This window comes from Ruegeria sp. BHSA118, from assembly GCF_059613405.1.
The window spans coordinates 32,002-58,381 of sequence record NZ_JBXWSM010000009.1 but is presented as its reverse complement, the minus strand read 5'-3'; the positions used below and the strand labels follow the sequence as shown (position 1 = coordinate 58,381).

Sequence of the window (26,380 nt, the reverse complement as noted above, 5' to 3'; positions counted from 1 at the left end):
TTTCCACACGACAGATATCGAGAGTTTCATGAAACACGTTCTTTTAGGTGCTTTTCTGACCTGTGTTCCCGTATACCTGCTCGCTGATCCGCTGCCCAGTTGGAACGCCACAGCGACTAAAGAGGCGATCCTTGAATTCGTGTCCAATGTTACCGACGCAAAAGGACCTGACTATGTGACGCCTTCGGATCGGATCGCGGTATTTGACAATGACGGTACGCTCTGGGCCGAACAACCGGTTTATTTCCAGTTTATCTTTGCCATGGATCGGCTTTCTGAACTGGCTGAACAAGATCCTTCGATCCTGTCCACACCCGTTTTGAAAGCCGCTGCGGCAGGTGATCTGGAAACGGTTCTTCAAGGCGGCCACGATGCGTTGATCGAAGTTGTTAACGCATCGCATTCCGGAACCAGCGTCGAGGCGTTTCAGGCTCAAGTCGCGCGATGGCTGGCCGAAGCCCGGCACCCGGACACCGGATTGCCTTACGACCAGATGACCTATCAGCCCATGGTCGAGCTGTTGCGCTTCCTACGGGACGAAGGGTTCAAGACCTATATTGTCTCGGGCGGCGGCATTCATTTCATGCGGGTCTTTGCGGAACAGGCCTATGGCATTCCGCCGGAACAGATTCTGGGCACCTATGGTAATTCGACTTTCGAGGACGTCGATGGCGTTCCAACTGTCATCAAGGCCCCCGGGATTGCCTTCATCGACGACAAGGAAGGCAAACCCATCAACATCGAACGAACAATCGGCAAACGCCCCATTCTGGCCGGTGGAAACTCAGACGGCGATTTCGCCATGCTGGATTGGACAACCTCGGGCAATGGGCCGCGGCTGGGCGTTTTGATCCACCATACCGATGCCGAACGGGAGTGGGCCTATGATCGGGAAAGCCCGATCGGGCGGTTGGTTGACGGTCTGGATCAGGGGCCGGACAAAGGCTGGATCATCGTCGATATGGCGAAAGACTGGTCGCGGGTCTACACTGGAGGAAACTGAACGACCCGAAAGACTTAACGCCCATGTGGACATTGCTTGTATCCATCTTTGTTTTTGCGTTGTACGCAACTGCAGTTGTGTTTTCGGTGCGCGCGGCACAAACCGCGCGCACACCGCAAGGAGCCGTTGGCTGGGTGGTCTTTTTGGTATCGGCGCCGATCTTTGCGGTGCCGATGTACCTGTTTCTGGGTCACCACAGATTTCGCGGCTATCGCATCTCGCGCCAGCAAAGCGAACGGGTCGTCGAAGGGATCAAAACCTTTGCCGACTATTCCAGGCCTGATCCGACAACGATGTCGATCAATCCACGACCATTCGAGTTTCTGGCCCACCTTCCGGTTTCCAGTGGCAATGGCGCTCAGCTTCTGATCGATGGTCAGGCAACGTTTGACGCCATTTTCGAGGCGTTGGACGAGGCCAAGAACTATATCCTGATCCAGTTCTACATCGTCAGAGACGATGCCTTGGGCCGAAAACTTCAGACCAAGCTGATCGAGGCTGCGAAACGTGGGGTGCATGTCCGTTTCATGACCGATGCCGTCGGCAGCTATGGATTGGAAAACACCTATCTGGACACGATGCGCGATGCGGGTATCGACGTCGCCGACCCGCGCCAGCAACGCGGGCCAAATTTCAGGTTTCAGCTGAATTACCGGAACCATCGCAAAACCGTTATTGTCGACGGTGAAACAGGTTTTATCGGCGGTCACAACGTGGGCGTTGAATATCTGGGAGAAGACCCGCATTTCGGCCATTGGCGCGACACGCATATCAAGATGACCGGCCACATCGTCCGGCAATTGCAACTCATCTTCACCGAAGACTGGCACTGGGCCCGTGATGAAGACCTGATCGACGACCTCGACTGGGCAGGCAGCGAGGCCGAGCAAGACATGAATGCCCTGTTGGTGGCCACCGGACCCGGAGACGAAACAGAAACCGGCGCCATGATGTTCTTTTCGGCAATCGCCGAGGCGAAAGAAAGATTGTGGATAGCCTCGCCCTATTTTGTGCCCGATATCGACGTCATGACCGCCCTGCAACATGCAGCGATGCGCGGTGTGGACGTGCGCATCCTTGTCCCGGATATCATAGACCATCGGCTGCCGTGGCTGGCTGCTTTTGCCTATTTCGACGAAATCCGCGATTGCGGCGCACGCGTGTTCCGATATACGGACGGTTTCATGCACCAGAAGGTTTTCGTGGTTGACGACACGCTGGCTGCGGTCGGCACAACCAATCTGGACAACCGGTCCTTCCGGCTGAACTTCGAAGCGATGGCCCTGTTTTTCGATGCCCGTGCAGCCTTGGCAGTTGATCACATGCTGCGCGCGGATTTCGAGGCAAGCTATGAGTTGACGCGCAGTCTGGCCCAGCAACCCGCCCATATCCGGTTTGGCGCCCCCTTGGCGCGGTTGTTTGCGCCTATCCTCTAGGAAAAGAACTTCTCCTGAAAGACGCGCGTCATCATCGCCACCAGATAAGCGGTCGACAGACCAAAGGCCAAAAGGCCAGCAACCGCAGCAAAAGACCCAAAGATACGCAAACCTTCGCCCAAAACGATATCGCCGTATCCCAGGGTCGTGAACGTCACCAGTGAGAAATAGATGGCCGAGTTCCAATCCGGCAGAACCTCAAGCAACACCCAGACGATGGCCCAAATCCAGACCTGAATGGTATGCGTGGTGACGATAAAGGCCAATGATACCGCGATCGGTGTTGCCGTTCCAAAGAACACCCCCTTGGCGGACCATCTTTCATCCCACTTGATGATCGTGACGGTACACCAGGTTAACAAAAGAATCTCGACCACGAAGCAGAGCGCCAGAAATGAACTGCCCCATATGATCTGATGCAGCAACGTCATGTTTTTCATCCCGATTTACGACAGTGTACCGTCCGGGCAGAATGACCCGTTGAGGTGCAGGGCACAACCCCGGCGATCGTGATGACAACCTGCGGCGAATGGAACCGAGTGCGGGTCCGCACTGGACAGTTTGGAGTTCCGTCGCACATCCTTGGAAGAAAAAAGGCCAGACCATGCTGTTGACCATCGACCGTGTTCAGAAAACCTATCCCGGCGGGCGCCCGGTTCTGCGCGACGTGTCGCTGACACTGGATGAAGGGCAAACCCTGGCCCTGACCGGCGAAAGCGGCAGTGGCAAAAGCACTCTGCTGAACCTTGCGGCAGCGCTTGACTGTTTCGACAGCGGTGAAATTTTCTTGAACAGTACACCCCTGTCCCAACTGGACGATGCCGGGCGGGCCGAATTGCGGCGCAGTCAGCTTTCGTTGGTGTTTCAGCAGTTCAATCTGATCCCGTCGCTGACCGTTGCGCAGAACCTTTCCTTTCATGCCCGCCTTGCCGGCGCCGAAGATGCTGGTTGGACCGCGCATCTGACCGAACGTCTGGGCTTGTCCGATCTTTTGGACCGGTATCCCGAATACCTGTCCGGTGGGCAACAGCAGCGGGTGGCGATTGGTCGTGCCATGGCTGTACGTCCGAAACTGCTGCTGGCGGATGAGCCCACGGGCAATCTGGATGAAACCGCCAGCGCAAGGGTTCTGGATCTGATGTTGACCTTGGTGGCTGATACCGGCGCGGCGCTTCTGTTGGTCACGCATTCCCAACAGATCGCGGCCCGCTTGGATCGAAGTGTCCAACTCAGCGGTGGTCGTATCCAATGACACGCGCCGTCATTCAGGCTTTGATATCACACTGGCGGGTGCACTGGTTGCAACTGGCGACGCTATTGACAGGCATCGCGTTGGCCACCGGTCTTTGGTCCGCGGTTCAGGCCATCAATGCCGAAGCGCGGGCCAGCTATGCCCGGGCCAACGCACAGCTTGCCCTCGGGCAGTTCGACGAGCTGCGCGATCCTTCCGGTCTGATCCCGGTCTCTCGGTACGTCGAACTGCGTCGTGCTGGCTGGCAGGTAGCGGCCGTTCTGGAGGGCCCCTACCGTATCCGGGGCCGCACATTGCGCCTGATGGGTGTGGACATGGTCGCCTACCCGGCCCTGCCAGCGATAACCGAAGCCGACCAAAGCACCGCGCCGACTGAGCCGGCGGACATGCTGACCGCTCCGGGGCGGCTTCTGGTCGCGGCAGAGCTGGAGCCGCTGCTGCGCGACCAGAACAACCTTCCGCCGTTTTCACTCACCACGGCGCTGCCACCGGACGTTATTCTGACGGATATCGGCACAGCCGAAGCCCTGCTGAACCAAACCGGTTTCATCTCGCGCCTCATTGTGTTGCCGGATCAGCCGCGTGATCGGCCACCTTTGGCCGAGATCGCACCCGAACTGGAGCGCACCAGCCCATCCTCGCAAGTCGATACTGCACGACTGACTGACAGTTTTCACCTGAACCTGTCGGCTTTTGGCCTGCTGTCCTTTGCCGTTGGCCTGTTCATCGTGAACGGCACCGTCGGGCTGGCTTTTGCCCAACGCCGAGGCATGATCCGCACTCTGCGTGCACTGGGCGTTTCGATGCGGCGGCTGGTCTTCCTGATCCTGACCGAACTGACGGGGCTGGCCCTGATCGGTGGAACCATGGGTTTGCTTCTTGGGTTCTTTCTGGCCGGAGCGTTGTTGCCCGATGTCGCAGCAACCCTTCGCGGCCTGTATGGTGCGCCCGTGACCGGACAGCTGACATTGCACCCCCAATGGGTGATTTCCGGGATGGCGATGGCTGTTTGCGGCACCTTGTTTGCCAGTGGCCATGCGCTGTGGCGATTATCTCGTATGCCCCTGCTGGCGGGGCCCGGTGTGCAAGCCTGGCAGAGCAATGCTGGCACACGTCTTGTGACAGGTTTGCTCGGCTTGGCCCTGATCGCCGGCGGTGCCATCGCCTATCTCGGCATCGGTGGGCTGGTTGCCGGCTTCGTGCTGTTGGCCGGATTGCTGACGGGCGCCGCGCTTTTATTGCCGGCGCTTCTGACCTTTGCGCTTTCCGTCTTTGGCCACAGGTCCTGTGGCGCCGTCGCGCAGTGGATCTGGGCCGACATGCGCGCACAATTGCCCGGGCTGTCGCTTGCCTTGATGGCCCTGTTGCTTGCACTTGCGGCAAATATCGGTGTGGGCACAATGGTTTCAAGTTTCCGGCTGACCTTTGTCGGCTGGCTCGACCAGCGCCTGACTTCAGAGCTGTATCTGACCGTCCGTGACGAAGAACAGGGGCACGAGATCACGGATTGGCTGCGGCCACAGGTCGACGCCATCCTTCCAATTCGCAACATGGAACTGTCGCACGAGACGGGCCCCTTGTTCCTGTACGGGGTCATTGACGATCCGGTCTATCGGCAACACTGGCCGTTGATATCGGCAATCTCGACCGTATGGGACGACGTCATGGCCGGAGACGCGGTTCTGATCAACGAACAACTGGCACGGCGCGCGAACCTCTGGTCCGGAGATACGCTGACACTGCCCCCGGATCACGCGCTGACCGTCGCCGGGGTTTATTCGGATTATGGAAATCCGACCGGGCAAGCCATTGTGTCGATGAGCCAACTTGACCAGATCGCACCAGGGGCCGAAACCCGACGGTTTGGCATCCGTTTGAACCCCGAACAGGCGACTGAAATGGCGCAAGCCTTGCGCGAGCGGTTTGCCCTGCCGCGTCAGGCCGTGGTCCAGCAGGCCGCCATGAAGGCGCAATCATTGGCAATCTTCGAAAAGACCTTTGTCGTGACCTCGGCGCTTAATGTTCTGACCCTCGGCGTGGCGGGATTTGCCATACTCACCAGCCTGCTGACCCTGTGGACCCAGCGATTGCCTCAGATTGCTCCGGTATGGGCGCTGGGGCTGAACCGGGCGCAACTCGCGCGGCTGGAGCTTTTGCGCAGCGTGCTGCTCGCTGCTCTGACCGCGTGTCTGGCGTTGCCGCTTGGTCTGATCCTCGCCTGGGTTCTGTTGGCAGTGATCAATGTGCAAGCCTTTGGCTGGCGGTTGCCGATGTTTGTGTTTCCCTGGGATTGGGTGTGGCTGTTCCTGTTGACCCTGCTGGCCGCCCTGGTTGCAGCGGCCCTGCCCGCGCTGCGCATGTTGCGTCTGCCCCCCGCCGATTTGCTGAAGGTGTTTGCCAATGAACGTTAATGCCCTTTTGGCCGTTCTCGTGTTTTTGTGCCCATCGCCTCTTTGGGCGCAGGGCTTTGCAGGTCTTGGAGGGTCGGCGGAAGGGTTCGAGGTTCCGCAGGCGGGGATAGAATTCGACTTTCCCAAAGACCACGGGCCTCATCCCGCCTATCGGATCGAATGGTGGTATCTGACGGCCAACCTCAAAGGCGAGGACGGGCGTGACTATGGCATCCAATGGACCCTGTTCCGGTCGGCCCTGAAGCCGTTTGAAACAGATGGCTGGCAAAGCCCGCAAATCTGGATGGGCCATGCGGCTGTCACCACGCCTGACACCCACTATTTTGCCGAACGCCTGTCGCGTGGGGGGATTGGGCAGGCAGGTGTTGCGGTGCAACCGTTCGAGGCCTGGATCGACGAATGGCGCATGGCCGGACCGGATATGGACACCCTGACCCTGACGGCAAACGGGGCTGATTTCAGGTACGATCTTGCACTGAGTGCACAAGGCCCGTTGGTGTTTCATGGCCAAGCGGGCTATTCTGTGAAATCCGCCGACGGGCAAGCCAGTTATTACTATTCGCAACCCTTCTATTCAGTCGAAGGCGTACTGCACCTGCCGGATGGTAATATGCGCGTCACCGGTCAGGGCTGGCTGGACCGGGAATGGTCTTCGCAACCCCTGGCCGAGGATCAAACCGGTTGGGATTGGTTTTCGCTCAGCTTCGAGGGCGGGGACAAGCTGATGGCCTTTCGCCTGCGCGGTGGTCGCGGCGATTTCACTTCGGCCACATGGATCAATTCAGACGGCAGCACCGATGCCATCCCCGACGGATCCGTCAGGTTCGAGCCGCTTGCGAACGATCAGGTGGCAGGGCGCGACGTCCCGACGCAATGGCGCGTCGTGCTTGCGGACCGAGGCATCGACGTCAAGGTATCCGCCCTGACGCCGGACGCCTGGATGGGGACACGTTTTGAATATTGGGAGGGTCCGGTCACGGTCACCGGCAGCCACGAGGGCGTCGGGTATCTCGAGATGACGGGCTACTGACCTAGCTGCCGGAGCCCGAACGGCAGCAGGCGACCGTCGGGGCCCGGCACCTCTGTGCGCGGCCTCTGCTTTTCGCGTCAGCGAACCACGTAAACCGAGACGTTGGAATGTCGCACCACGCGTGCCGCATTCGGGCCCAGCAGGTAATCCTTGAAATCCGGTTTGTGGGCTCCGATTACGATCAAATCAGAGCCGGCACTTTCGGCCGTCTTCAAAATCTCTTGATAAGCTGTTCCTGTCGCAACCACATGGCGGATGGTTTCGTTGCGTTCGGCCCCCAGGGCCGATACGCACAGTGCCGTCAGCTTGGCCTGCGCTTCCTCCAACGCCTTGTCGTGAAAATCGGATTCGAAAAAACCCGACACCCAGCTTTCCCCGAAATCGGGCAGCACTGTCACCACGTCAAGTTGCGCCCCCTCCATATCCGCCAGCGCGGCTGCTTTTTGCAGAACCGGTGCATCAATCTCGCCGTTGCTGATATCAACGGCACACAGAACGGAACGTGTCATACGAGCACCTCTTGTCTGGCGGCACGGCCGCGTTGCAGGAAAGCGATCAGACCCAGAAGGATCAGCGCCGGGATATAGACCAGTTGCTTCGGAGGCTGGCTGGACGGCAGGCTGGCCGAGCTCAGGCGCACGGCCTCGTCACCGTAATAGTCAAAGTTGGCCAGATCTTCGGCAACCGGTGATCCAAACATCGGCTCGTCAAGTTTCACAAGGCCATCCTCTTCCAGCAACAGCAGCCCCATGGCATCGACGCGCGCTTCACCGCCCTCTTCGGATCCGACTGGCACGACAACCGTGGTGTCCACCATCTTGCCGGTATCGAAATCCGGCCCGCTGATCACCATGCGAACCTCGGTTCCGGGCGGAGTCTGGCCAATGGTTTCGACAAACGCCGCAGGCTCGACCGAACTGTACGGGGGCGCGATGCGATCCATGAAGAAATCCGGCCTGAACAGGGCGAAGGCCACGGCGATCAGCGCAATACTTTCGTAGATGCGGCTGTGGGTCAGGAAATACCCCATAGTGCCTGCGGTAAAGACAAGGATGGCAATAGTGGCAAATATCGCCACTGTTATCCCTTCGACCCATGTCACATCGATCAGCAGAAGATCGGTGTTGAAGATGAACACGAAGGGCAGCGCCACGGTGCGCAGGCTGTAGAAGAACGCCGTGAAACCGGTTTTGATCGCATCACCGCCCGACACAGCCGCAGCCGCAAAGCTGGCCAGCCCGACCGGAGGTGTAACGTCCGCCATGATCCCGAAATAGAACACGAACAGATGGACAGCGATCAATGGAACGATCAGCCCGCTTTGTGCGCCCAACTCAACAACCACCCCGGCCATCAACGAGCTGACGACGATATAGTTCGCGGTTGTCGGCAGACCCATACCCAGGATCAGGCTGAGCAGCCCGACCATGATCAGCATCAGGATCAGATTGCCTCCCGACAGGAACTCGACCAGATCGGCCATCACCTGACCAACACCCGTCAACGTGACGGTTCCCACGATCACGCCTGCGGTTGCCGTGGCAAGCGCGATGCCGATCATGTTGCGCGCCCCATCGATCAGCCCTTGCCACAGGTCGGCAACACCATCGATGAACGTGTTGTACAGGTTGCTCTGCCCCCTGAACATCGCTTTCAGCGGCTTCTGCGTCAGCAGAATGACAAACAGCAGCGATGTGGCCCAGAAGGCGGACAGGCCCGGTGACTTCTGTTCGATCATCAAGAAATAGACCAGCACGATGATCGGCAGCAGGTAATGCAGGCCAGCTTTGTAGATATCGGCGATGACCGGCAGTTGCACTTCTTTGGCATTGGGGTCGTCCGGTTCCAGGTCAGGCACCTGTGCCGCCAGATAAAGCAGTGCGACATACACCGCGCAGATGATCAGGCTCAGCACCAGACCGGCCGCCGACGGCACCCAGCTTGTTACAGCATCCACCGGGAATTGCGACCCATAGCAAAGACCTGCAAACACCAGGAAGAAGCCCAGCATCCCCACCACGGTCCGCGCCAGATGAACGTCGCGGTCGCCCAGCGTGGGCATGTTCCGTTTCACGGCTTCGAGATGCACGATATAAACCAGTGCGATGTAGGAAATCGCCGCTGGCAGGAAAGCATGGGTGATCACCTCGACATATGAGATGCCCACATATTCCACCATCAGAAAGGCCGCAGCGCCCATCACGGGCGGCATGATCTGCCCGTTGACAGAACTGGCAACCTCGACCGAGCCCGCTTGTTCACTGCTGAATCCGACACGCTTCATCAGCGGGATGGTGAAGGTACCGGTGGTCACGACGTTCGCGATGGACGAGCCCGAGATCAGACCGGTCGCAGCCGAGCCCACAACCGCCGCTTTGGCCGGACCACCGCGCAGATGACCCAGAGCTCCGAACGCCATCTTGATAAAATAGTTCCCTGCCCCGGCTTTATCCAGCAATGCGCCAAACAGCACGAACAGGAAGACGAATTTCGTGGAAACACCCAGTGCGATACCAAATACGCCCTCGGACGTGATCCACATGTGGCTCATCGCCTTCTTCAGGCTCGCACCCTTCCAGCGGATCACTTCAGGCACCCATTCCGAGGCACCGAAGAAGACATAGGCCAAAAATATGGTCGCGATAACCGCCATGGCCGGGCCAAGCGCACGGCGCGCGGCCTCGAACAACAGCACCAGGCCAAGCAACGCAACCCATTTGTCAGTGTCGTCGGCCAAACCGCCCGCATTGACGATCTTGTCATAGAAGAAATAGCCGTACAGCGCGACGAACGCACCCACCAATCCCATGATCCAATCCTGAACCGGGATATAGTTCCGCGGGCTGGATTTGAGCGCCGGATAGGCCGCAAAGGCCAGAAACAAAGCAAAAGCCAGATGGAATTGCCGAGCATTGTTCACGACGCTTCCGGGCAAGACATAATTCGCCAAGGGCGAAGCCAGAACAACTTGAAATATCGACCAGATCGCGGCCACGACCGCCAGGAAAACGCCCACGTTCCCGACCGGATTGCGCCCTCCTGCGTCAGAAGATGCAACCAGATCCTGAAGCTCTTCTTCGGAAAGCGGACGATTGGATTGAGTGTCGGAATTCATCAAATGTCTCCCCGTCGCGGCCATTGTTCGGCCTTCTGAAATCCCGTTTCACACGGGTTTTGTGCAGGGCGCCCTTGGGCACCCTGCGTCAGGTCTGGTTTACTGAATCCAGCCTTTTTCTTTGTAGTACTTCTCGGCACCCGGATGCAGCGGAGCCGACAGGCCGTCCGCAATCATCTCTTCGGGCTTGAGGTTCGCAAATGCCGGGTGCAGCTTTTTGAAGTCATCGAAGTTTTCAAAGACTGAGCTGACGACCGCATATACCGCGTCGTCCGACACATCTGCCGAAGTTACGAAAGTCGCGCCTACGCCGAATGTCTGGGTGTCGCCGTCGGAACCACGATACATGCCACCGGGGATGGTTGCAGTGCGGTAGAACGAATTGTCATTGACCAGCTTGTCCACGGCCTCACCGCTGACGTTCACCAGAACCGAGTCACATGCGGTGGTCGCTTCCTGGATCGAACCCGAGGGGTGGCCAACAGTATACACCATTGCGTCGATCTGGTTGTCGCACAGGGCAGCCGATTGTTCAGCCGCTTTCAGCTCGGTTGCCAGTTCGAAATCATCGGTGGTCCAGCCCATTTCGCCCAGCAGGACTTCCATAGTGCCGCGTTGACCGGAACCGGGGTTGCCGATGTTGACGCGCTTGCCTTTCAGGTCTTCAAAGTTTGTGATGCCCGCATCGGCGCGGGCCACAACGGTGAAGGGTTCGGGGTGCACCGAGAACACGGCGCGCAGGCCTTCGAACGGGCCGGTTTCTTCGAATTTCGAGGTGCCGTTATAGGCGTGGTACTGCCAGTCGGACTGGGCCACACCAAACTCCAGCTCGCCTTCGCGGATGGTGTTGATGTTGTAGACTGAACCACCGGTCGATTCGACCGAGCAGCGCACGCCGTGCTCTTTCCGGCCCTTGTTGACCAGACGACAGATCGCGCCGCCGGTCGGATAGTAAACGCCGGTGACACCGCCGGTACCGATTGTAATGAACTCTTCGGCATATGCCGCCGGAGCCAGAAGGGCTGCGGTGACGACGGCGCCGACGCTCAGTTTGCTGCTGTTTTTCATCTGTTAACTCCCACTTTTTTTGTCTGGCAGTTGGAAATCAAGTTTGATCACCTGCTCAGGGAAGCGTGCCGATAATACATACCGGCCCGCATCGCAACGGCTACAAATCTTTGAATTTCCCAATTTCTCCCAACCCTTTCGAGGTTTCATTCAGATACTCGCAATGTCAAGGCCGGCACCGGTCTGACCTGCGCCAATTCGCATATATGAGCATAAATCCCGAACTTTCCCCATCAGTTCACGGGGAACCGTCTGGGTTCATTCCATCACTTCAAATTCAAAGCCTGACCTCATTCCCCGCGTAAGTCACCGCGAAACAGCACGAACCGCGTCTCTGATAGGGACGCAAGGCATGTCACGTTTGTACGATCTGGCGAATCTGACACAGGCCCTTCAACACCAACCCGGTTCACGATCCATCCCACCGGGGACCTGATGACCTGTCTGCTAATGCAGGCCCGGAACGTTGTGGCAATTGCGGCCCGCTACAGAGGACCTCAAACAAGACATGAAGATCAAGGTTGCGGGTCAGCACCTTGATCACGGCACCAGCGCAAAACCCCGCACTGGGGACGGACAGTTTTCTGAGTTTGTCGGAACTGTGGTGCCCAAGGAGAGACTCGAACTCTCACGCCCGTGAAGGCGGGGGATTTTGAATCCCCTGCGTCTACCATTCCGCCACTTGGGCCACGAACACTGGATTAGCGCCCATCCGAGCGAAGGTCCAGAGGCAAAAACCATCCAATATTCCATTTGTTTCGCCCTCGACTGTTGACGGTCCGTCAGGCGCATGGTTTGGCTTGGCTTCAGACCGAAAACGGGATTTGAGTGCTTTATGTTACGATCGCTTTATGACTGGACCATTCGTCTGGCCGAACACCCTCACGCGCTGTGGGCGCTGGCCATCGTGGCTTTCGTCGAAAGCTCGTTCTTCCCGATTCCCCCCGATGTGCTGATGATTCCGATGATTCTGGCCCGCCCGTCCCGGGCATGGTTGATCGCAACCGTGGCGTTGGTTGCTTCGGTTCTGGGGGGTATGCTGGGCTATGCGATTGGTGCGTTTTTCTATGAAAGCATCGGGCAGCCCATTCTGGAATCCATGGGGAAAGCCCATGCCATGGAAGAATTCAATACCCGGTTCAACGACTTCGGATTCTGGGCCGTTCTGACAGCGGGTGTGACCCCCTTCCCTTACAAGGTCATCACCATTATGTCCGGCTGGACCGGCATGCCGCTTGGAACCTTTATCGCGACCTCGATTCTGGCCCGCGCCCTGAGGTTCTTCCTGGTTGCAGGCCTGCTCTGGGGATTCGGTGAGCCGATACGCGACTTCATCGAAAAGCGCCTGGGTCTAATGTTCACTTTGTTCGTCATCCTCCTGTTTGGCGGTTTCCTGGTGGTGAAATTCTTATGACGAGACGTTCGCAGCTTGTCGCAGTGGCAAGTCTAGGATCACTGGCGCTTCTTCTGGCCGCTTTTGGCTTTCAGCATCTCGGCGGGCTTGCGCCATGCAAGATGTGCATCTGGCAGCGCTATCCTCATGCAGTGGCCATCGCGATTGGCGCCGTGGCGCTGGCATTGCCAAGGCTGACCTTTCTTCCTTTGCTGGGCGCAGCAGCGGCCGCGGCGACTTCGGCTATGGGCGTGTTTCACGCCGGCGTTGAACAAGGCTGGTGGGAAGGCCCAAGCAGCTGCACATCCGGCAGCATCAGCGGTCTGTCCGCTGACGATCTGTTCGATCAAATCATGTCCGCGCCTTTGGTGCGCTGCGATGATATCCCCTGGGAGATGTTCGGCATATCGATGGCAGGTTGGAACGCAATTGCTTCTGTCATGCTGGTGCTGATCTGGCTGGCCGCCTGGAAATCCCGCGCGGCTTAGAACTCGTCCAGCTCTGCATCCCAGTACAAGAAATCGATCCAGCTTTCATGCAGGTGGTTCGGCGGGAATTTCCGTCCGATATTGCGCAACGCTTCGGCGTCGGGTTGGCGCGGCGGCTTGCGCAAAGTCATCCGAGCCTGGCGCAGCGATTTCGACCCTTTGCGCAGATTGCACGGGCTGCACGCGGCCACCACGTTCTGCCAGCTGGTCACACCACCGGCGGCCCGCGGCACCACATGATCGAATGTCAGGTTGTCCCGGCTGCCGCAGTATTGGCAGCGGAATTCATCCCGCAAAAATAAATTAAAGCGCGTGAAGGCCACGCGCTTTCTGGGTTTTACATAGTCTTTCAAAACAACGACCGAAGGTATTCGGATCTCGGTGCTCGGGCTGCGGACGACCTCGTCATATTCAGCCACGATATCGACCCGATCCAGCCAGGCCGCCTTGATCGCTTCCTGCCAGGGCCACAATGACAGCGGGTAGTAGGACAAGGGGCGATAATCGGCGTTCAAAACCAGGGCCGGGTGTTGTTTGAGCGCACCCGGCTCCCTTACAAATTCGGTTCTGAAGTCTCCGTCCATCACAGAATCGCTCCTCGCTCTCAGCTGCCCGTTTGTGACACCAGAGCGGGGAGCACCCGCCCCGGTCTTTTTATAACTATATATCGTGTTAAAACTCTGACAAGCCCTGATTTTCCACAATATGTCGCAGACTGGGTAACGCGAATCGGTAACAGGCGCGTGACAGTTATCCACAGCTTGCGCCGGGGGTGACCTTCGGGCTATGCGCAGGTCATGTCCTGGTTCATTCGCTTCAACAAACCTTATGATGTTTTGCCGCAGTTCACCGACCGCGCCAATACGGACAGCCCGCGCAGCACGCTGTCTGATTTCATCGATCTGCCGGGCGTCTATCCGGCGGGCAGGCTGGACCGTGACAGTGAAGGTTTGATGCTGCTGACAGACCATGGCCGCCTGCAATCCCAGATCTCTGACCCAAAGCACAAGATGGCTAAAACCTATTGGGTTCAAGTCGAAGGCACCCCCGACGAGGCGGCCCTGAAAACGCTTCGCAACGGGGTCGAATTGAAGGATGGTCTGACCCGCCCTGCCAGGGCCCGCCAGATCGACGAGCCCGAAATGCTTTGGCCGCGTACCCCGCCGATCCGCGAACGCAAGACCGTGCCGGACAGCTGGCTTGAACTGACCATCCTCGAGGGCAAAAACCGACAAGTGCGCCGGATGACGGCGGCGGTTGGCCTGCCGACATTGCGCCTGATCCGGTACCGCATCGGAGACTGGACCCTGGGTGATCTGGAGCCCGGGCACTGGGACAGTCTGCCAATGCCGACAGTGAACGCGGCCCCCCAACGCAAGCGCGACCGCCGCCCGCGCCGGTGACAGACCCTGCCCCGATCTGCTAAACTGGGGTCATGAAGAAAACGCCTGACATCCCGGCCCCTTCGACCATTCTGGAAGCGGCGCTCTATGTTGATGACCTAGACGCGGCAGAACAGTTTTACGGCGAAGTTCTTGGGCTCGAATGCATCCAACGCGTCGCTGACCGCCATGTTTTCTATCGCATTGGCGGATCGGTCCTGTTGATTTTCAATCCCGACCAGACCGAACAACCGCCGCTCGATCCCGGCATGCCGGTTCCACCCCACGGCGCGCGCGGCCCCGGACATGTGTGTCTTGTGCTGTCACGGGATGAGATCGCGGCGATGCGCAAACACCTTCTGGACTGGAACATACCGGTAGATGCCGAGTTTGACTGGCCCGGAGGCGTACGGTCTTTGTATGTGCGCGACCCAGCTGGAAACTCGGTCGAGTTCGCCGAAGGCCACTTGTGGGACTAATCCAGTTCAAACCGTTTCGAGATTCTGTTCACCGGCGTACCATCGCGCAATGGCACTCCGTAGGCGACGGAGTAATCCCGGAAACCCATTTTTTCATAATAACTTAAACCCGAAAGGTTATCCGCCCGTATGGTCGCATTGATTGCACGAAATCTCAGCGCAGCCGCAATTTTGACCGTTTCCTGGAACAGAGCACGCCCGGCCCCGCGAAGCGTGGGTCTGCGCCGTGTAAATGTGGCAATGTCCGCGCAGTCTTCCGGCAACGCATCATGCGTTCCCAACCACTGAAAGCCGGCCACGTCGTCCTGATCATCCAAGGCGACATGGCAACAGATCTTGTCCGTACCTTCCAGATAACTTTGTGCGAACAAGGGTTCTGAAAACGGAACTTCGAATGCGGTAGTGCCTCCAATCTCGATAATCTGATTGAGGATGTGGCACGCCTCGGCCACATCCTCAGGCATCATCGGTCGGACGGCGATCATGTTCAAAGGCTCAACTTGTCGCGCATGAAGGCCAGCGCAACGCTCAGCCCATCCGGGGCGATACCGTGCCCCGTGCCTTTCATGACATGGGCATAGACCTCTTTGAAACCGGCAGCTTGCAAGGCTTCGGCCGCTTCCGGCAGGGATTGAGGCGGAACTACGTCATCAGCGTCGCCATGCACCAGTAAGACAGGCATCTGGCTGACGGTTTCATCCACCAGCAGATCAGGTTCCAGCAAACGCCCTGAAAAGGCTACGATCCCGGCCACGGGGTCTTCCCGCCGCGGCGCAACGTGCAGGCTCATCATCGTGCCCTGGCTGAAGCCGAACAACACAACCTGTTCGGGCAGAACATCTTCGTCCACCATCAGCGCGTCCAGAAAGGCGTTGAAGTCCTCGACGGCCATTTCCATACCCCGGCGGGCTTCTTCTTCGGAAGATCCATCGATCCACGGAATCGGGAACCACTGAAACCCATTGGGCATTCCGGGGATCTGCTCGGGTGCGTCGGGGGCCACGAACAACGTGTCAGGCAGGTGTTCGCCCAGCGGATCGGCCAATCCCAGCAGATCGGCACCGTTTGCGCCATAGCCATGCACGAACACCACGACCGAGCGCGTGTCGCCCGAAACAGGCTCTTTCCGGAGCGCATTCAAAACCCGTGTCATCTGATCCCTTCTCTTTGTTTTGCAACCCGGTAATAGGCCCACAGCACCCGTGCTGCAACCGAACGCCAGGGCGACCAGACCTCGGCCATTTTGCGCAGTTCCTTGTCCGTTGGGCGGTTGGGCAAGTCATAGAGAATGCGCGCCGCCTCTTGCAGGGCCAGATCACCGGGTGCGATGACATCTGCGCGACCCAGTGAAAACATGGCATAGATTTCGGCTGTCCAGACACCGATACCTGGGACTTGCGTCAATGTGGCGACGACATCTGCGTCTGTTGCATTGCGCAGTGCCTTATAGTCGATACGTGCCTCGGCCAGAGCCCGCGCATATCGGATCTTCTGTCGGCTCAGCCCAACTGCCCGCAGATCATCATCCGTTGCCCACAGGATCTTGCGCGGACCGGTCAACCGGGCATCCTGAAGCCGTTTCCAGATCGCATTGGCCGAAGCCACGCTGACTTGCTGACTGACAATTGCACTCAATAATTGCGCAAACCCGTCGGGGCGGCGGCGCAGCGGCAAGGGGCCGGTCTGATCCATCGCATACGCCATGCGCGGACAGGTTTGGGCCAGCCATTCGGCCCCTTCCGCCACACAGTCCGATGTTTCGATGATGCGGCCTGCGGGCATGCGGTCTCCGTGCTCTGTTATTTCGGGCAGGTTAGGCGCATGTGACGCAGATGCAACCCGCTTGTGCCGCAAACACTTAGCCGATAACCATTCGCCCATGACCATGATTTCATCCCTTCCGGACGACCGGCAGGCCAAACGCAATGTGGCCGTGCTGGTGGCTGCCCAAGCCATCCTGGGCGCGCAGATGCCGATGATGTTCATCGTCGGCGGGCTTGCAGGTCAGTCGCTGGCGTCGAACCCCTGCCTGGCGACGCTGCCGATATCCCTGATCGTTCTGGGATCGATGCTGGCAGCCACGCCGATCTCGGCCATCATGCAAAAATGGGGCCGTCGCGTGGGGTTCCTTGTCGGGGCAACCGCCGGTGCACTGGGCGGGTTGATAGGGGCTTATGGCCTGTTCCTGGGCTCGTTCCCCATTTTTCTTGTCGGCAGCCTGCTGACCGGCATCTACATGAGCGCACACGGATTCTATCGCTTTGCAGCAGCAGACACCGCGTCAGACGACTACCGTCCAAAAGCGATTTCATATGTGATGGCCGGTGGGCTGGCGGCCGCCATCATCGGGCCTCAGATCGTGAAACTTACGTCTGAAGCTTACGTCATCCCTTTTCTGGGAACATATATGGCCGTAATCGGTATCAACGTTCTGGGCTCGGCGCTGTTCTTCTTTCTCGACATTCCGACGCCCGCGAAACCTGCGGCCGATGAACCCAAGGGTCGGTCACGGATCGAGTTGCTGAAGACACCCCGCATCGCCGTCGCGATCATCTGTGCCATGGTGTCTTATGCGTTGATGAATCTGGTCATGACCTCGACGCCGCTTGCCGTTGTCGGATGTGGATTTTCTGCCAATGACGCGGCGGATATCGTAACCAGTCACGTGCTGGCAATGTATGTCCCCAGCTTCTTCACCGGGCACCTGATCGCCCGGTTTGGCGTTGAAAAGATCGTCGCTCTGGGCCTGGCCATACTTGCCGCATCAGGGGTGGTTGCGCTGCAAGGCGTTGAATTGGGGAACTTTTTTGCCGCCCTCGTTCTTCTGGGCATTGGTTGGAATTTCGGCTTCATCGGTGCGACCACGATGCTGGCCGCGTCGCATGAACCGCAAGAACGCGGACGGATGCAGGGCCTCAATGACCTGTTGGTGTTTGGCGGTGTGACATTGGCATCGCTGGCCTCGGGCGGGTTGATGAACTGCTCGGGCGGATCCGCGATCGAGGGGTGGAATGCCGTCAACCTTGCCATGATCCCCTTGCTGACACTGGCAGGCGGCGCATTGCTGTGGTTGGTTTTGCGCCCGGCCGATCCCGAAAGGGTCTGATCACCAGCGCCCGCTGCCGACGGTCCACATCAGGGACAGTCGCTGACGGATTTCGCCTGGTTCAAGCGTTCCAGCCGCCACCCGCTCGGGTTGGGCGATGGCCTGCTTCAGAACCCGTTCCGCCAGCCAACCAGCATACAGCGCGGGACGCGCATCAGGCGCTATGTCGCCCCGGTTTGATCGCGCCTTGCGCAATCGGTCCAAAGCGGATTGGGCCAGTTTCTGAACGCCGCCCGTCGTACCATCAAGCAAAGGTACGCGACCCCGCTTTTCCAGTTCAGGAATGGCGCGGAACCAATTTGCCACACCGACACCGTACCCGAAATCGCGCAACACGCTTTCATCCGCCGCACCCAGCGCCTGCGCCGAGGCGACGACAAGGGATCCGGAACTGTGGTTGATATAGGCGTCAAAATGTTCCTGATCCTCAAAAGGATCCCTGTATATATCCCAACGCCTTACGGCGACAAATTCATCCAGAACGCCCGCAAGATGCGGCGACAGGATCCGTGACAGAGGCGTCACCACCTCATGCCGCCGCACAGCGGCGCCTTCTGCAATCTCCTGCAACGCGTCGCGCCACCATTGCAGCCGCATTTCGGCAATCATGGCCTCTTGCGTTACCCATGGCGCGCGGGCGACTTCAACATTCAGCGCATAGATCGGAAACAAAACCACGCGGGCCGCGACCGGAGCAGCCATCGTCGCGCGGAAACGGTCAGGATCCGCTCGCTGAACCAGCGCGGCGCAGGCTTTGACATCATCGTCGAAGGTCACATTCACTCGGCCGCTGCCTTTTGCGGATCGCAATCACGGACTAGTTTCCACTGGATCGCGTCCAGCAGCGCCTCGAAGGACGCGTCAACTATGTTCGCGCTGACGCCCACGGTCGACCAGCGTCGCCCCTGCCCGTCTTCGCTGTCGATGATGACGCGTGTCACCGCTTCGGTGCCACCCTGGGTGATACGGACCTTGAAATCGACAAGACGCATATCCGACAGCACCTGCGAATACTGGCCCAAATCCTTCGCCAGCGCCTTGGCCAGCGCGTTCACTGGCCCCCGGTCGTTGCCCGAGTCGTCCATGGATTCGCTGACCGACAGTTTCTTTTCACCGTCCACTTTGACCACAACGACAGCCTCGGACAGGCTGACCATCTTGTTGTATTTGTTCTTACGCCGTTCAACGGTGACTTTGTAACGCTTGACCTCGAAGAACTCAGGCAGTTGCCCCAGTTCATCCCGCGCCAACAGTTCGAAACTGGCCTGCGCGGTGTCGTAGGAATACCCAACCGCTTCACGATCCTTGATCCGTTCGAGGATGCGGCCCAATGCGGGATCACCGGCTTTGACGCTCAGCCCCGCCTCGGTCAGGCGTTTGCGCAGGTTCGACTGACCCGCCTGGTTCGACATCGGAATGATGCGGGAGTTCCCGACGCTTGCGGGTTCCACATGCTCATATGTCGATGGATCCTTGAGGATCGCGCTGGCGTGCAGCCCGGCCTTATGCGCAAAAGCCGACGCCCCGACATAAGCCGCCTGTTTGCTGGGAACCCGGTTCAGAACGTCATCCAGCATCCGGCTGATGCGGGTCAGCCTGGCCAGCGCATCCAGACTAACTCCGGTTTCAAACTGCGAAGCGTAGGGTTCCTTCAGCAGCAGCGTCGGAATTAAAGCCGTTAGGTTGGCATTGCCACAACGCTCGCCCAAACCGTTCAGCGTACCCTGAATCTGCCGCGCGCCTGCTTCGACTGCTGCCAGAGAACAAGCCACTGCGTTCTCGGTGTCGTTATGGGTGTGAATACCCAACCGATCACCGGGCAGCCCCGCCGCGATCACTTCTGACACAATCCGTCCGACCTCGGACGGCAAAGCACCACCATTGGTGTCGCACAGCACCACCCACCGCGCGTCCGCGTCCAGCGCGGCGCGACAGACCGCGACCGCATAATCAGGATTGTCCTTGTAGCCATCAAAGAAATGCTCGGCATCGAACAGCGCTTCGCGACCCTGCGCCACGATATGTGCGACCGAGGCGCGGACGTTCTCGACATTGTCCTTAAGCGAGATCCCCAGCGCATGGGTCACGTGATAGTCGTGCGATTTGCCCACCAGACAGACGGCCCGCGTGCCCGCATTCATTACGGCCGCAAGCACATCGTCATTCTCGGCCGAGCGCCCTGCGCGTTTGGTCATGCCGAACGCCGTCAACCGGGCCGAGGTCTTTGGGGCCACCTCGAAAAACGCGCTATCGGTTGGGTTGGCGCCGGGCCAACCGCCTTCGATATAGTCCACCCCCAATGCGTCCAGCGCCTGCGCGATCTGCACTTTTTCAGCGGTCGAAAACTGCACGCCCTGCGTCTGCTGCCCGTCACGCAGGGTCGTGTCGTAGAGGTATAGGCGTTCTTTGGTCATCGTTTTGGCTCTTTGGCTTGTTCGGGGAAAACGGCTGCTTAAGCACCTTCCAGTTTTGAGGGGTTAAAGTCCGGACCGGGAACTAAATCCACTTCGCCTTTACTCATGCGAACTTCAACGCCCGCTCCAATCAATTTTTTCTTCAGTTTATCTACTTCGGTGAAGTCCTTAGTGATTTTCGCGTGTGTGCGAAGCCCGTCCAGCTCCGCCGCTAGGCTGGCCAAAACTGGGTCACTGGAAACACCTGCTCCCGACGGGCTAAGGAGAAACTCATCCTTCCATTTTTTTCTCGATTGATCGGAAAGGAAGCCAAGCCAGCGTGCATTGTCCAGAAGCGCTTGAGGGTTTCGAGACGCAATGGCCGCAAGATTCATCAAAGCCAGGTGTGTGTTCAGGTCACTCGACAAAGCTTCAACTATTCTCGAGTCAGGTACAAAGTCCTCGAAGGGCGTTGGCTCCAGACCAACTGTGAGTCGATGCCAGTCGTCGAGTACATGATATGCATGTTCGGCTTTGGATTTGGTCCAGTCCATCGGCTTGCGATAGTGCGTTTGCAGAAAGACAAACCGGATCACCTCACCCGGCACGCCCTGCTCCAACAGATCGTGCACGGTAAAGAAATTGCCCACCGATTTGGACATTTTCTTTCCTTCAACCTGCAACATCTCGTTATGCAGCCAGACCCGCGCGAATTCGCCATGCGGGTGTGCGCATTTGCTCTGGGCGATCTCGTTTTCGTGGTGTGGGAACATCAGGTCGTTGCCGCCCCCGTGAATGTCAAAACTTTCGCCCAGCAACTCATAGCTCATGGCCGAGCATTCGATGTGCCAGCCCGGACGTCCCCGCCCCCATGGGCTGTCCCAGCCCGGCAATTCATCGGTCGAAGGTTTCCACAAGACAAAATCCATCGGATTCTTCTTGTATGGCGCGACCTCGACCCGCGCACCCGCGATCATGTCATCGACTGAACGGCCCGACAGCTTGCCGTAGCTGTCTTTCCAGCTGTCGACCGCGAACAGAACATGGCCTTCGGCGGCATAGGCATGACCCTTGGAGATCAGGTCTTCGATCATCGCGATCATCTGCGCGATGTATTCTGTGGCGCGCGGCATCGCGTTGGGCTCCAACGCCCCCAACGCGCCCATATCGTGAAGATACCAGCCAATCGTCTCGTCCGAGCGTTCCTGAACCAGTTGCTCCAACGACCCTTCTGCACCAGCCTGTTTGCGCGCCAGTGCCGTGGCGTTGATCTTGTCGTCCACGTCGGTGAAGTTGCGCACATAGGTCACGTGCTCTGCGCCATAGACATGGCGCAACAGACGATAAAGAACGTCGAACACGACCACCGGGCGGGCATTGCCCAGATGGGCGCGGTCATAGACCGTCGGACCACAGACATACATCCGCACGTTATCAGGGTCGATCGGTACGAAATCTTCCTTCGTCCGCGTCCGCGTGTTGTGCAGCTTGATCGTCGTCATCGGTCGGGCTCCTAGAAAACAGCAAAGTCTTGCGCGTTGGCGCGGGCTTAGCAACTTGTCTCAGGGATGAAAACGAAAGAAACCGGCCCGCTTGATAAATCAGCAGGTAATGCAGCAGATAATGATGCAGGTCACCGGGTTCATGCCCCTCGGTTAGCACGGGATCCCCCCTAAGCCAAGCGTTGAGTTTGTTCACCCGGTCCGGCACAGTGCCCGTCATGGACCGAGACTTCATCAATTCCATCTGCAAGGAATTTCCCGGTGCAGAACTGTCAGACCCATGGGGCGGCGGTCATGACGCGTGGAAAGTTGGCGGCAAGATGTTTGCCTGTATCGGAATTGCAAATGACGGTGTTTCCGTCAAAACACCCGATGTGGAAACGGCTCAGATGGTGATTGATGCCGGTGTCGCGGTGAAAGCCCCCTATTTTCACCGCAGCTGGGTCCGCCTGCCGTTTGATGCCGAGACTGAGGAGCTGCGCCACCGTCTGACGGTTTCCTATGACCTTGTACGCGCATCGCTGACAAAAAAGCTTCAGGCGACGCTGCCACCGCGAAGCTGATTGACAAACGGCCAGCGCTCTGCCCCATTCAGCGGAAAGCAACCAGGGGCGATTTCATGAGATTGTCTGAACGCATCACGCAGATCACCGGCGGCGGCAGCGATGGCTGGGACGTGTTCTACCGCGCGCGTCGGATGTTGAGCGAAGGACAAGCCGTAACCGAATTGACGATCGGTGAACATGACACCCGAACCGACCCTTCGATTCTTCGGGCGATGGAGCTGTCGGCCCACAACGGTCATACAGGATACGCAATGGTGCCCGGCACGGACCTGCTGCGCGACACGGTCGCCGCTCGGGTTCAGACCCGCACTGGCGTTCCGACCTCTCGGAACAACGTTCTGATCACCCCCGGCGGGCAAGCCGCCCTGTTCGCGGCACATATGGCCGTTTGCGATCCCGGTGATGTCGGATTGTATCTCGATCCGTACTACGCCACCTATCCCGGCACGATTCGGGGTGTTGGTGCCGTGGCACGTGCGGTTCAAACCGCCGCTGACGACGCTTTCCAGCCCCAGGCCAAGCGGATCGATGCCGCTGCTGAAGGCGCGGTTTCGTTGTTGATCAACACGCCGAACAATCCGACCGGCGTGGTCTATTCCCGTCAATCGCTGGAGGCGGTCGCTGACGTGTGCAAACGGCGCGATCTCTGGCTGATCTCGGATGAGGTGTACGACACCCAGGTCTGGGACGGTGAACATCTTTCTCCGCGTGCGCTGCCCGACATGGCAGAGCGAACGCTTGTGGTTGGATCCATGTCAAAATCGCACGCCATGACGGGGTCTCGGTGTGGATGGGTCGTCGGCCCCGAGGAGGTCATCTCCCATCTGATCAATCTGGCGACCCACACCACCTACGGCGTTCCCGGGTTCGTACAGGACGCTTCGAGCTTTGCGCTGACCGCGGGTGTTGAACTTGAAGAAAAAATCGCCGCTCCGTTCCGCCGCCGCCGTTCCTTGGCCATGGATATATTGGCCTCGCAAAACAGCGTCGGCCTCGTCCCCGCGCAGGGCGCCATGTATCTGATGCTGGATATCCGCGCGACCGGGATGTCGGGTGACGCGTTTGCCAACGCGCTGCTGGACGTACACAAAATTGCCGTCATGCCCGGTGAAAGTTTCGGCAAGGCCGCTGCCGGGCACGTACGGGTGGCCATGACAGTAGCGGATGAACGCTTTGCAGTTGCGCTGAAAACGTTGTGCCAATTCGCGTCGCAGCTTGCGAGAAAGCACGCAGCTGAATAAGCCTGCTGTCAGAAACGGAACGTTGTGCGCAGGTTGAAGACGTTGGTTTCCAGACCACCGGTGGATCGGGTAACATCATCGAAATCTTGCCGCAGCGCCTCACCGCTGATGACAAAATTTTCACCAATCGGATAAGCGATGCCGATTCCGTAAACAGCGGCGGTATCGCTGTCGACGGATGTTTCGGCCCGTGCCGCGCCAACGACGACATATCCCAGCGCGCTGCCGAAATCGTACCCGCCACGCAGTTTTACTCGGGTCATGCTGTCTAGACTGCCCTGAGACTGGCTGAGGTTTAGGGAAAGACGGTTGTATTCAAGTTCACCGCCCAGAACGAAAGCCCCGAAATCCTGGTCATAGCCTACATGCGCACCAAAGGCGGTGTCGTCCCCGCTTGATCCACCCGGTCCATCCGCATCCGCGTACCCAAAGCTGAGCCCAACGTAACCGCCTGTCCAATCCTCTGCCAAAACCGGGCTGGCGCTGGCCGTCAGAGCCACGACAATCAGGGCAGAAAAAAGTTCAATAGTCTGTTTCAACGCGATTTCACTCGGGCTTCAGATCATGTGTTAACTTATAATTCAACTGGGATCGCTTTTGTCAGAGTTCAATTCCTCGCACGCAAAGCTCAAGAGTAAGTGAATGCAGTATAACAGATTTCTGTCCTCGCGGGAGAAAATCTGCCTGAGAATTCCGCCAGAGGTTTGTTGGGCAGATATTTGCTGAAGTAAATTCCGTTGAGGTCGCAAACAGAACAGATTGCGTCGCCGTGTTTTGGAATTCTTGCGCCAAACGTTGAGAGGCGGAATGACTGACCACGACTGGAAAATCAGCCTGATCAGCCGCACCATTGGTGCGGACCGGGGGCGTGCAGCGAGAGGGCGGCCGTAAGCGGCCATTTGCCAGTTCCCCAAACATCTCTCATAGATCGGAAAAAGAAATGAACGACCAATCCCGCAACACATCGCGCAGCGGCGGTCGCGCTGCGCGTCGCGCCGCCCGTGCAACCGCATTGCCTGATCATCTGCGCCCCGTGCGCCCCGGTATGGAAGGCGGTGTCCTGAATGTCCTGACCCAGGCACAGATCGAACGTATCCACGAGGCTGCCCTGACCGCATTGGAAACCATTGGTCTGGCGGACGCGCCGCAAAGCGGGATCGACTATCTGGTTGGTGCAGGCTGCATATTGGGCGATGATGGCCGCATCCGCTTTCCCCGTGCGCTTGTCGAAGACACGATCACAAAAGCCAACCGCAATGTCACTTTGTACAGCCGTGACGGAAAAACCGATCTGGATTTAACAGGTACAAAAGTACATTACGGCACGGCTGGAGCAGCCGTTTCCATGGTCGACGTGCATGGTCGCGAGTATCGTGATTCAACCGTTCAGGATTTGCACGATGCCGCACGCATCTGCCAACAGCTTGACAATATTCACTTTGTTCAGCGCCCCATGGTCTGTCGCGACATCGCGGACAACCTGGAAATGGACCTGAATACGATCTACGCCAGCTGTTCAGGAACATTCAAACACGTCGGCACATCCTTCACGGAACCCAGCCACGTCGCCCCCGCGATGGAGATGATCTACATGATCGCGGGCGGCGAAGACAAATATCGCGAGCGACCATTCGTGTCGAACTCGAATTGCTTTGTCGTCCCTCCGATGAAATTCGCCACTGAAAGCTGCGAAGTGATGGAGGAATGCATCAAGGCTGGAATGCCGGTTCTGTTGCTGTCGGCCGGCATGGCCGGCGCCACCGCGCCATCAACCATCGCCGGAGCAATCGCCCAGGCCACGGCGGAATGTCTTGCGGGATTGGTTTATGTAAACGCCGTAAGTCCCGGCGCGCCCGCAGTTTTCGGCACCTGGCCCTTTGGCCTTGATCTGCGGACCGGCGCAATGTCCATCGGTTCCGGGGAACAAGCCCTGCTGACAGCAGGCTGTGCCCAGATGCACCGTTTCTACGACTTGCCGGGGGGTGCAGCCGCTGGTGCATCAGATTCGAAGCTGCCCGATATGCAGGCCGGCTGGGAACAGATGTGTTCGAACGTGATGGCAGGGCTGTCTGGGTTGAACATGGTCTATGAAGCCGCTGGCATGCACGCCTCGCTTCTGGGATTCTGCTTTGAAAGTCTTATCCTCAGCGACGACCTGATCGGTCAGGCACAGCGCTGTGTGCGCGGGATAGAAGTGACCGACGAAACTCTGGCGCTGGATCAGATGGCCGAAGTCTGCATGGGCGGCCCCGGTCATTATCTGGGCACGGATGCGACCCTCAGCCGGATGCAGGCCGACTATGTCTATCCGACCTTTGGTGACCGTTCCTCGCCCAAGGAATGGGTGGAGCTTGGCAAACCGGATCTGGTTGAAAAGGCAGTGGCCCGAAAGAATGAGATCCTGTCCACCCCGTCGGCGGCCCGGTTCGACCCGCTTCTGGATGCTGAGATTCGGGAAAAATTCAACATTCACTTGACGTTATAGCATCTGAAGAAAGCGGCCCGATGAGTGTCG

The 26,380-nt window shown here is 58.4% G+C and carries 25 protein-coding genes and 1 tRNA gene; 13 read left to right on the top strand and 13 right to left on the bottom strand.

Annotation, left to right across the window (positions count from 1 at the left end; all coding sequences use genetic code 11):
- The first annotated feature begins 28 nt into the window (after positions 1 to 28).
- On the top strand, positions 29 to 1,003 hold the full coding sequence (locus tag AC2FNN_RS04905; protein ID WP_496756988.1) for an HAD family hydrolase: 975 nt from the start codon (positions 29 to 31) through the stop codon (positions 1,001 to 1,003).
- A gap of 23 nt (positions 1,004 to 1,026) precedes the next feature.
- A complete protein-coding gene (cls, locus tag AC2FNN_RS04900; protein ID WP_496756987.1) occupies positions 1,027 to 2,439 on the top strand; it encodes a cardiolipin synthase in 1,413 nt (470 codons plus the stop codon).
- Here cls and AC2FNN_RS04895 read toward each other — a convergent pair.
- A complete protein-coding gene (locus tag AC2FNN_RS04895; RefSeq protein WP_496756985.1) occupies positions 2,436 to 2,870 on the bottom strand; it encodes an ion channel in 435 nt (144 codons plus the stop codon). The genes cls and AC2FNN_RS04895 overlap by 4 nt on opposite strands.
- Before the next feature lie 173 nt (positions 2,871 to 3,043).
- Here AC2FNN_RS04895 and AC2FNN_RS04890 point away from each other — a divergent pair, with 173 nt between their 5' ends.
- From AC2FNN_RS04890 to AC2FNN_RS04880, 3 genes are read left to right on the top strand one after another with little or no spacing between them, the layout of a single operon-like run.
- Positions 3,044 to 3,691 carry an ABC transporter ATP-binding protein gene (locus AC2FNN_RS04890; protein WP_496756984.1) on the top strand — a complete coding sequence of 216 codons (648 nt, stop codon included), beginning with the start codon at positions 3,044 to 3,046 and terminating at the stop codon, positions 3,689 to 3,691.
- Positions 3,688 to 6,102, top strand: a complete 2,415-nt coding sequence (locus AC2FNN_RS04885; protein ID WP_496756983.1) for an ABC transporter permease — start codon at positions 3,688 to 3,690, stop codon at positions 6,100 to 6,102. The genes AC2FNN_RS04890 and AC2FNN_RS04885 overlap by 4 nt, the downstream gene beginning before the upstream one ends.
- Positions 6,092 to 7,132, top strand: a complete 1,041-nt coding sequence (locus tag AC2FNN_RS04880; protein WP_496756982.1) for a lipocalin-like domain-containing protein — start codon at positions 6,092 to 6,094, stop codon at positions 7,130 to 7,132. Before AC2FNN_RS04885 ends, AC2FNN_RS04880 begins: the two co-directional genes overlap by 11 nt.
- Before the next feature lie 77 nt (positions 7,133 to 7,209).
- Here AC2FNN_RS04880 and AC2FNN_RS04875 read toward each other — a convergent pair whose 3' ends face one another.
- From AC2FNN_RS04875 to AC2FNN_RS04860, 4 genes are all read right to left on the bottom strand, one after another.
- A complete protein-coding gene (locus tag AC2FNN_RS04875; protein WP_171328294.1) occupies positions 7,210 to 7,641 on the bottom strand; it encodes a universal stress protein in 432 nt (143 codons plus the stop codon).
- A complete protein-coding gene (locus AC2FNN_RS04870; protein ID WP_496756980.1) occupies positions 7,638 to 10,247 on the bottom strand; it encodes a TRAP transporter permease in 2,610 nt (869 codons plus the stop codon). The genes AC2FNN_RS04875 and AC2FNN_RS04870 overlap by 4 nt, the downstream gene beginning before the upstream one ends.
- A 99-nt stretch (positions 10,248 to 10,346) precedes the next feature.
- Positions 10,347 to 11,315, bottom strand: a complete 969-nt coding sequence (locus AC2FNN_RS04865; protein ID WP_496756979.1) for a TAXI family TRAP transporter solute-binding subunit — start codon at positions 11,313 to 11,315, stop codon at positions 10,347 to 10,349.
- A 602-nt stretch (positions 11,316 to 11,917) separates the two neighbouring features.
- Positions 11,918 to 12,003 (bottom strand) — tRNA-Leu (locus AC2FNN_RS04860).
- A 147-nt stretch (positions 12,004 to 12,150) separates the two neighbouring features.
- Here AC2FNN_RS04860 and AC2FNN_RS04855 point away from each other — a divergent pair.
- Together AC2FNN_RS04855 and AC2FNN_RS04850 are read left to right on the top strand one after the other, a co-directional pair.
- The gene (locus tag AC2FNN_RS04855; protein ID WP_496756978.1) at positions 12,151 to 12,729 is read left to right on the top strand and encodes a YqaA family protein; all 579 of its coding nucleotides are present in this window, start codon (positions 12,151 to 12,153) and stop codon (positions 12,727 to 12,729) included.
- Positions 12,726 to 13,196 carry a disulfide bond formation protein B gene (locus AC2FNN_RS04850; protein WP_496756976.1) on the top strand — a complete coding sequence of 157 codons (471 nt, stop codon included), beginning with the start codon at positions 12,726 to 12,728 and terminating at the stop codon, positions 13,194 to 13,196. Before AC2FNN_RS04855 ends, AC2FNN_RS04850 begins: the two co-directional genes overlap by 4 nt.
- Here the strand turns inward: AC2FNN_RS04850 and AC2FNN_RS04845 are convergent.
- Positions 13,193 to 13,780 (bottom strand): HNH endonuclease, encoded by a 588-nt coding sequence (locus AC2FNN_RS04845; protein WP_152458073.1) that lies wholly within the window; start codon positions 13,778 to 13,780, stop codon positions 13,193 to 13,195. The two genes, AC2FNN_RS04850 and AC2FNN_RS04845, sit on opposite strands and share 4 nt — an antisense overlap.
- A gap of 213 nt (positions 13,781 to 13,993) precedes the next feature.
- Here AC2FNN_RS04845 and AC2FNN_RS04840 point away from each other — a divergent pair, with 213 nt between their 5' ends.
- Positions 13,994 to 14,599: an rRNA large subunit pseudouridine synthase E gene (locus AC2FNN_RS04840; RefSeq protein ID WP_496756975.1), complete on the top strand. Its 606-nt coding sequence runs from the start codon at positions 13,994 to 13,996 to the stop codon at positions 14,597 to 14,599.
- 32 nt (positions 14,600 to 14,631) lie between these two features.
- A complete protein-coding gene (locus AC2FNN_RS04835) occupies positions 14,632 to 15,057 on the top strand; it encodes a VOC family protein (protein WP_496756973.1) in 426 nt (141 codons plus the stop codon).
- Here AC2FNN_RS04835 and AC2FNN_RS04830 read toward each other — a convergent pair.
- From AC2FNN_RS04830 to AC2FNN_RS04820, 3 genes are read right to left on the bottom strand one after another with little or no spacing between them, the layout of a single operon-like run.
- Positions 15,054 to 15,542 carry a GNAT family N-acetyltransferase gene (locus AC2FNN_RS04830; protein WP_496756971.1) on the bottom strand — a complete coding sequence of 163 codons (489 nt, stop codon included), beginning with the start codon at positions 15,540 to 15,542 and terminating at the stop codon, positions 15,054 to 15,056. The genes AC2FNN_RS04835 and AC2FNN_RS04830 overlap by 4 nt on opposite strands.
- 2 nt (positions 15,543 to 15,544) lie before the next feature.
- The gene (locus tag AC2FNN_RS04825; protein ID WP_496756969.1) at positions 15,545 to 16,210 is read right to left on the bottom strand and encodes an alpha/beta hydrolase; all 666 of its coding nucleotides are present in this window, start codon (positions 16,208 to 16,210) and stop codon (positions 15,545 to 15,547) included.
- On the bottom strand, positions 16,207 to 16,839 hold the full coding sequence (locus AC2FNN_RS04820) for a DNA-3-methyladenine glycosylase family protein (RefSeq protein ID WP_496756968.1): 633 nt from the start codon (positions 16,837 to 16,839) through the stop codon (positions 16,207 to 16,209). The genes AC2FNN_RS04825 and AC2FNN_RS04820 overlap by 4 nt, the downstream gene beginning before the upstream one ends.
- Positions 16,840 to 16,936: 97 nt before the next feature.
- Here AC2FNN_RS04820 and AC2FNN_RS04815 point away from each other — a divergent pair, with 97 nt between their 5' ends.
- Entirely contained in the window at positions 16,937 to 18,163 is a 1,227-nt protein-coding gene (locus AC2FNN_RS04815) for an MFS transporter (RefSeq protein WP_496756967.1), read from the top strand.
- On the opposite strand, the gene AC2FNN_RS04810 is transcribed toward AC2FNN_RS04815, so the two are convergent.
- Genes AC2FNN_RS04810 through cysS form a run of 3 tightly spaced genes read right to left on the bottom strand, consistent with a single transcriptional unit; the run spans position 18,164 to position 22,058 of the window.
- The gene (locus AC2FNN_RS04810; RefSeq protein WP_496757012.1) at positions 18,164 to 18,940 is read right to left on the bottom strand and encodes a squalene/phytoene synthase family protein; all 777 of its coding nucleotides are present in this window, start codon (positions 18,938 to 18,940) and stop codon (positions 18,164 to 18,166) included.
- Positions 18,941 to 18,942: 2 nt separating this feature from the next.
- The gene (cimA, locus tag AC2FNN_RS04805; protein WP_496756965.1) at positions 18,943 to 20,577 is read right to left on the bottom strand and encodes a citramalate synthase; all 1,635 of its coding nucleotides are present in this window, start codon (positions 20,575 to 20,577) and stop codon (positions 18,943 to 18,945) included.
- Positions 20,578 to 20,615: 38 nt separating this feature from the next.
- Entirely contained in the window at positions 20,616 to 22,058 is a 1,443-nt protein-coding gene (gene cysS, locus AC2FNN_RS04800) for a cysteine--tRNA ligase (RefSeq protein ID WP_496756964.1), read from the bottom strand.
- Between the two features lie 218 nt (positions 22,059 to 22,276).
- Here cysS and AC2FNN_RS04795 point away from each other — a divergent pair, with 218 nt between their 5' ends.
- Both AC2FNN_RS04795 and AC2FNN_RS04790 read left to right on the top strand, forming a co-directional pair.
- Entirely contained in the window at positions 22,277 to 22,621 is a 345-nt protein-coding gene (locus AC2FNN_RS04795) for an MmcQ/YjbR family DNA-binding protein (protein ID WP_496756963.1), read from the top strand.
- A gap of 56 nt (positions 22,622 to 22,677) precedes the next feature.
- Entirely contained in the window at positions 22,678 to 23,865 is a 1,188-nt protein-coding gene (locus tag AC2FNN_RS04790) for a pyridoxal phosphate-dependent aminotransferase (RefSeq protein WP_496756961.1), read from the top strand.
- An 8-nt stretch (positions 23,866 to 23,873) separates the two neighbouring features.
- Here AC2FNN_RS04790 and AC2FNN_RS04785 read toward each other — a convergent pair whose 3' ends face one another.
- Positions 23,874 to 24,404, bottom strand: coding sequence for an outer membrane protein (locus AC2FNN_RS04785; protein ID WP_496756960.1), 531 nt, complete (start codon positions 24,402 to 24,404; stop codon positions 23,874 to 23,876).
- Between the two features lie 401 nt (positions 24,405 to 24,805).
- Here AC2FNN_RS04785 and AC2FNN_RS04780 point away from each other — a divergent pair, with 401 nt between their 5' ends.
- On the top strand, positions 24,806 to 26,350 hold the full coding sequence (locus AC2FNN_RS04780; protein WP_496756958.1) for a trimethylamine methyltransferase family protein: 1,545 nt from the start codon (positions 24,806 to 24,808) through the stop codon (positions 26,348 to 26,350).
- Positions 26,351 to 26,380: the final 30 nt, after the last annotated feature.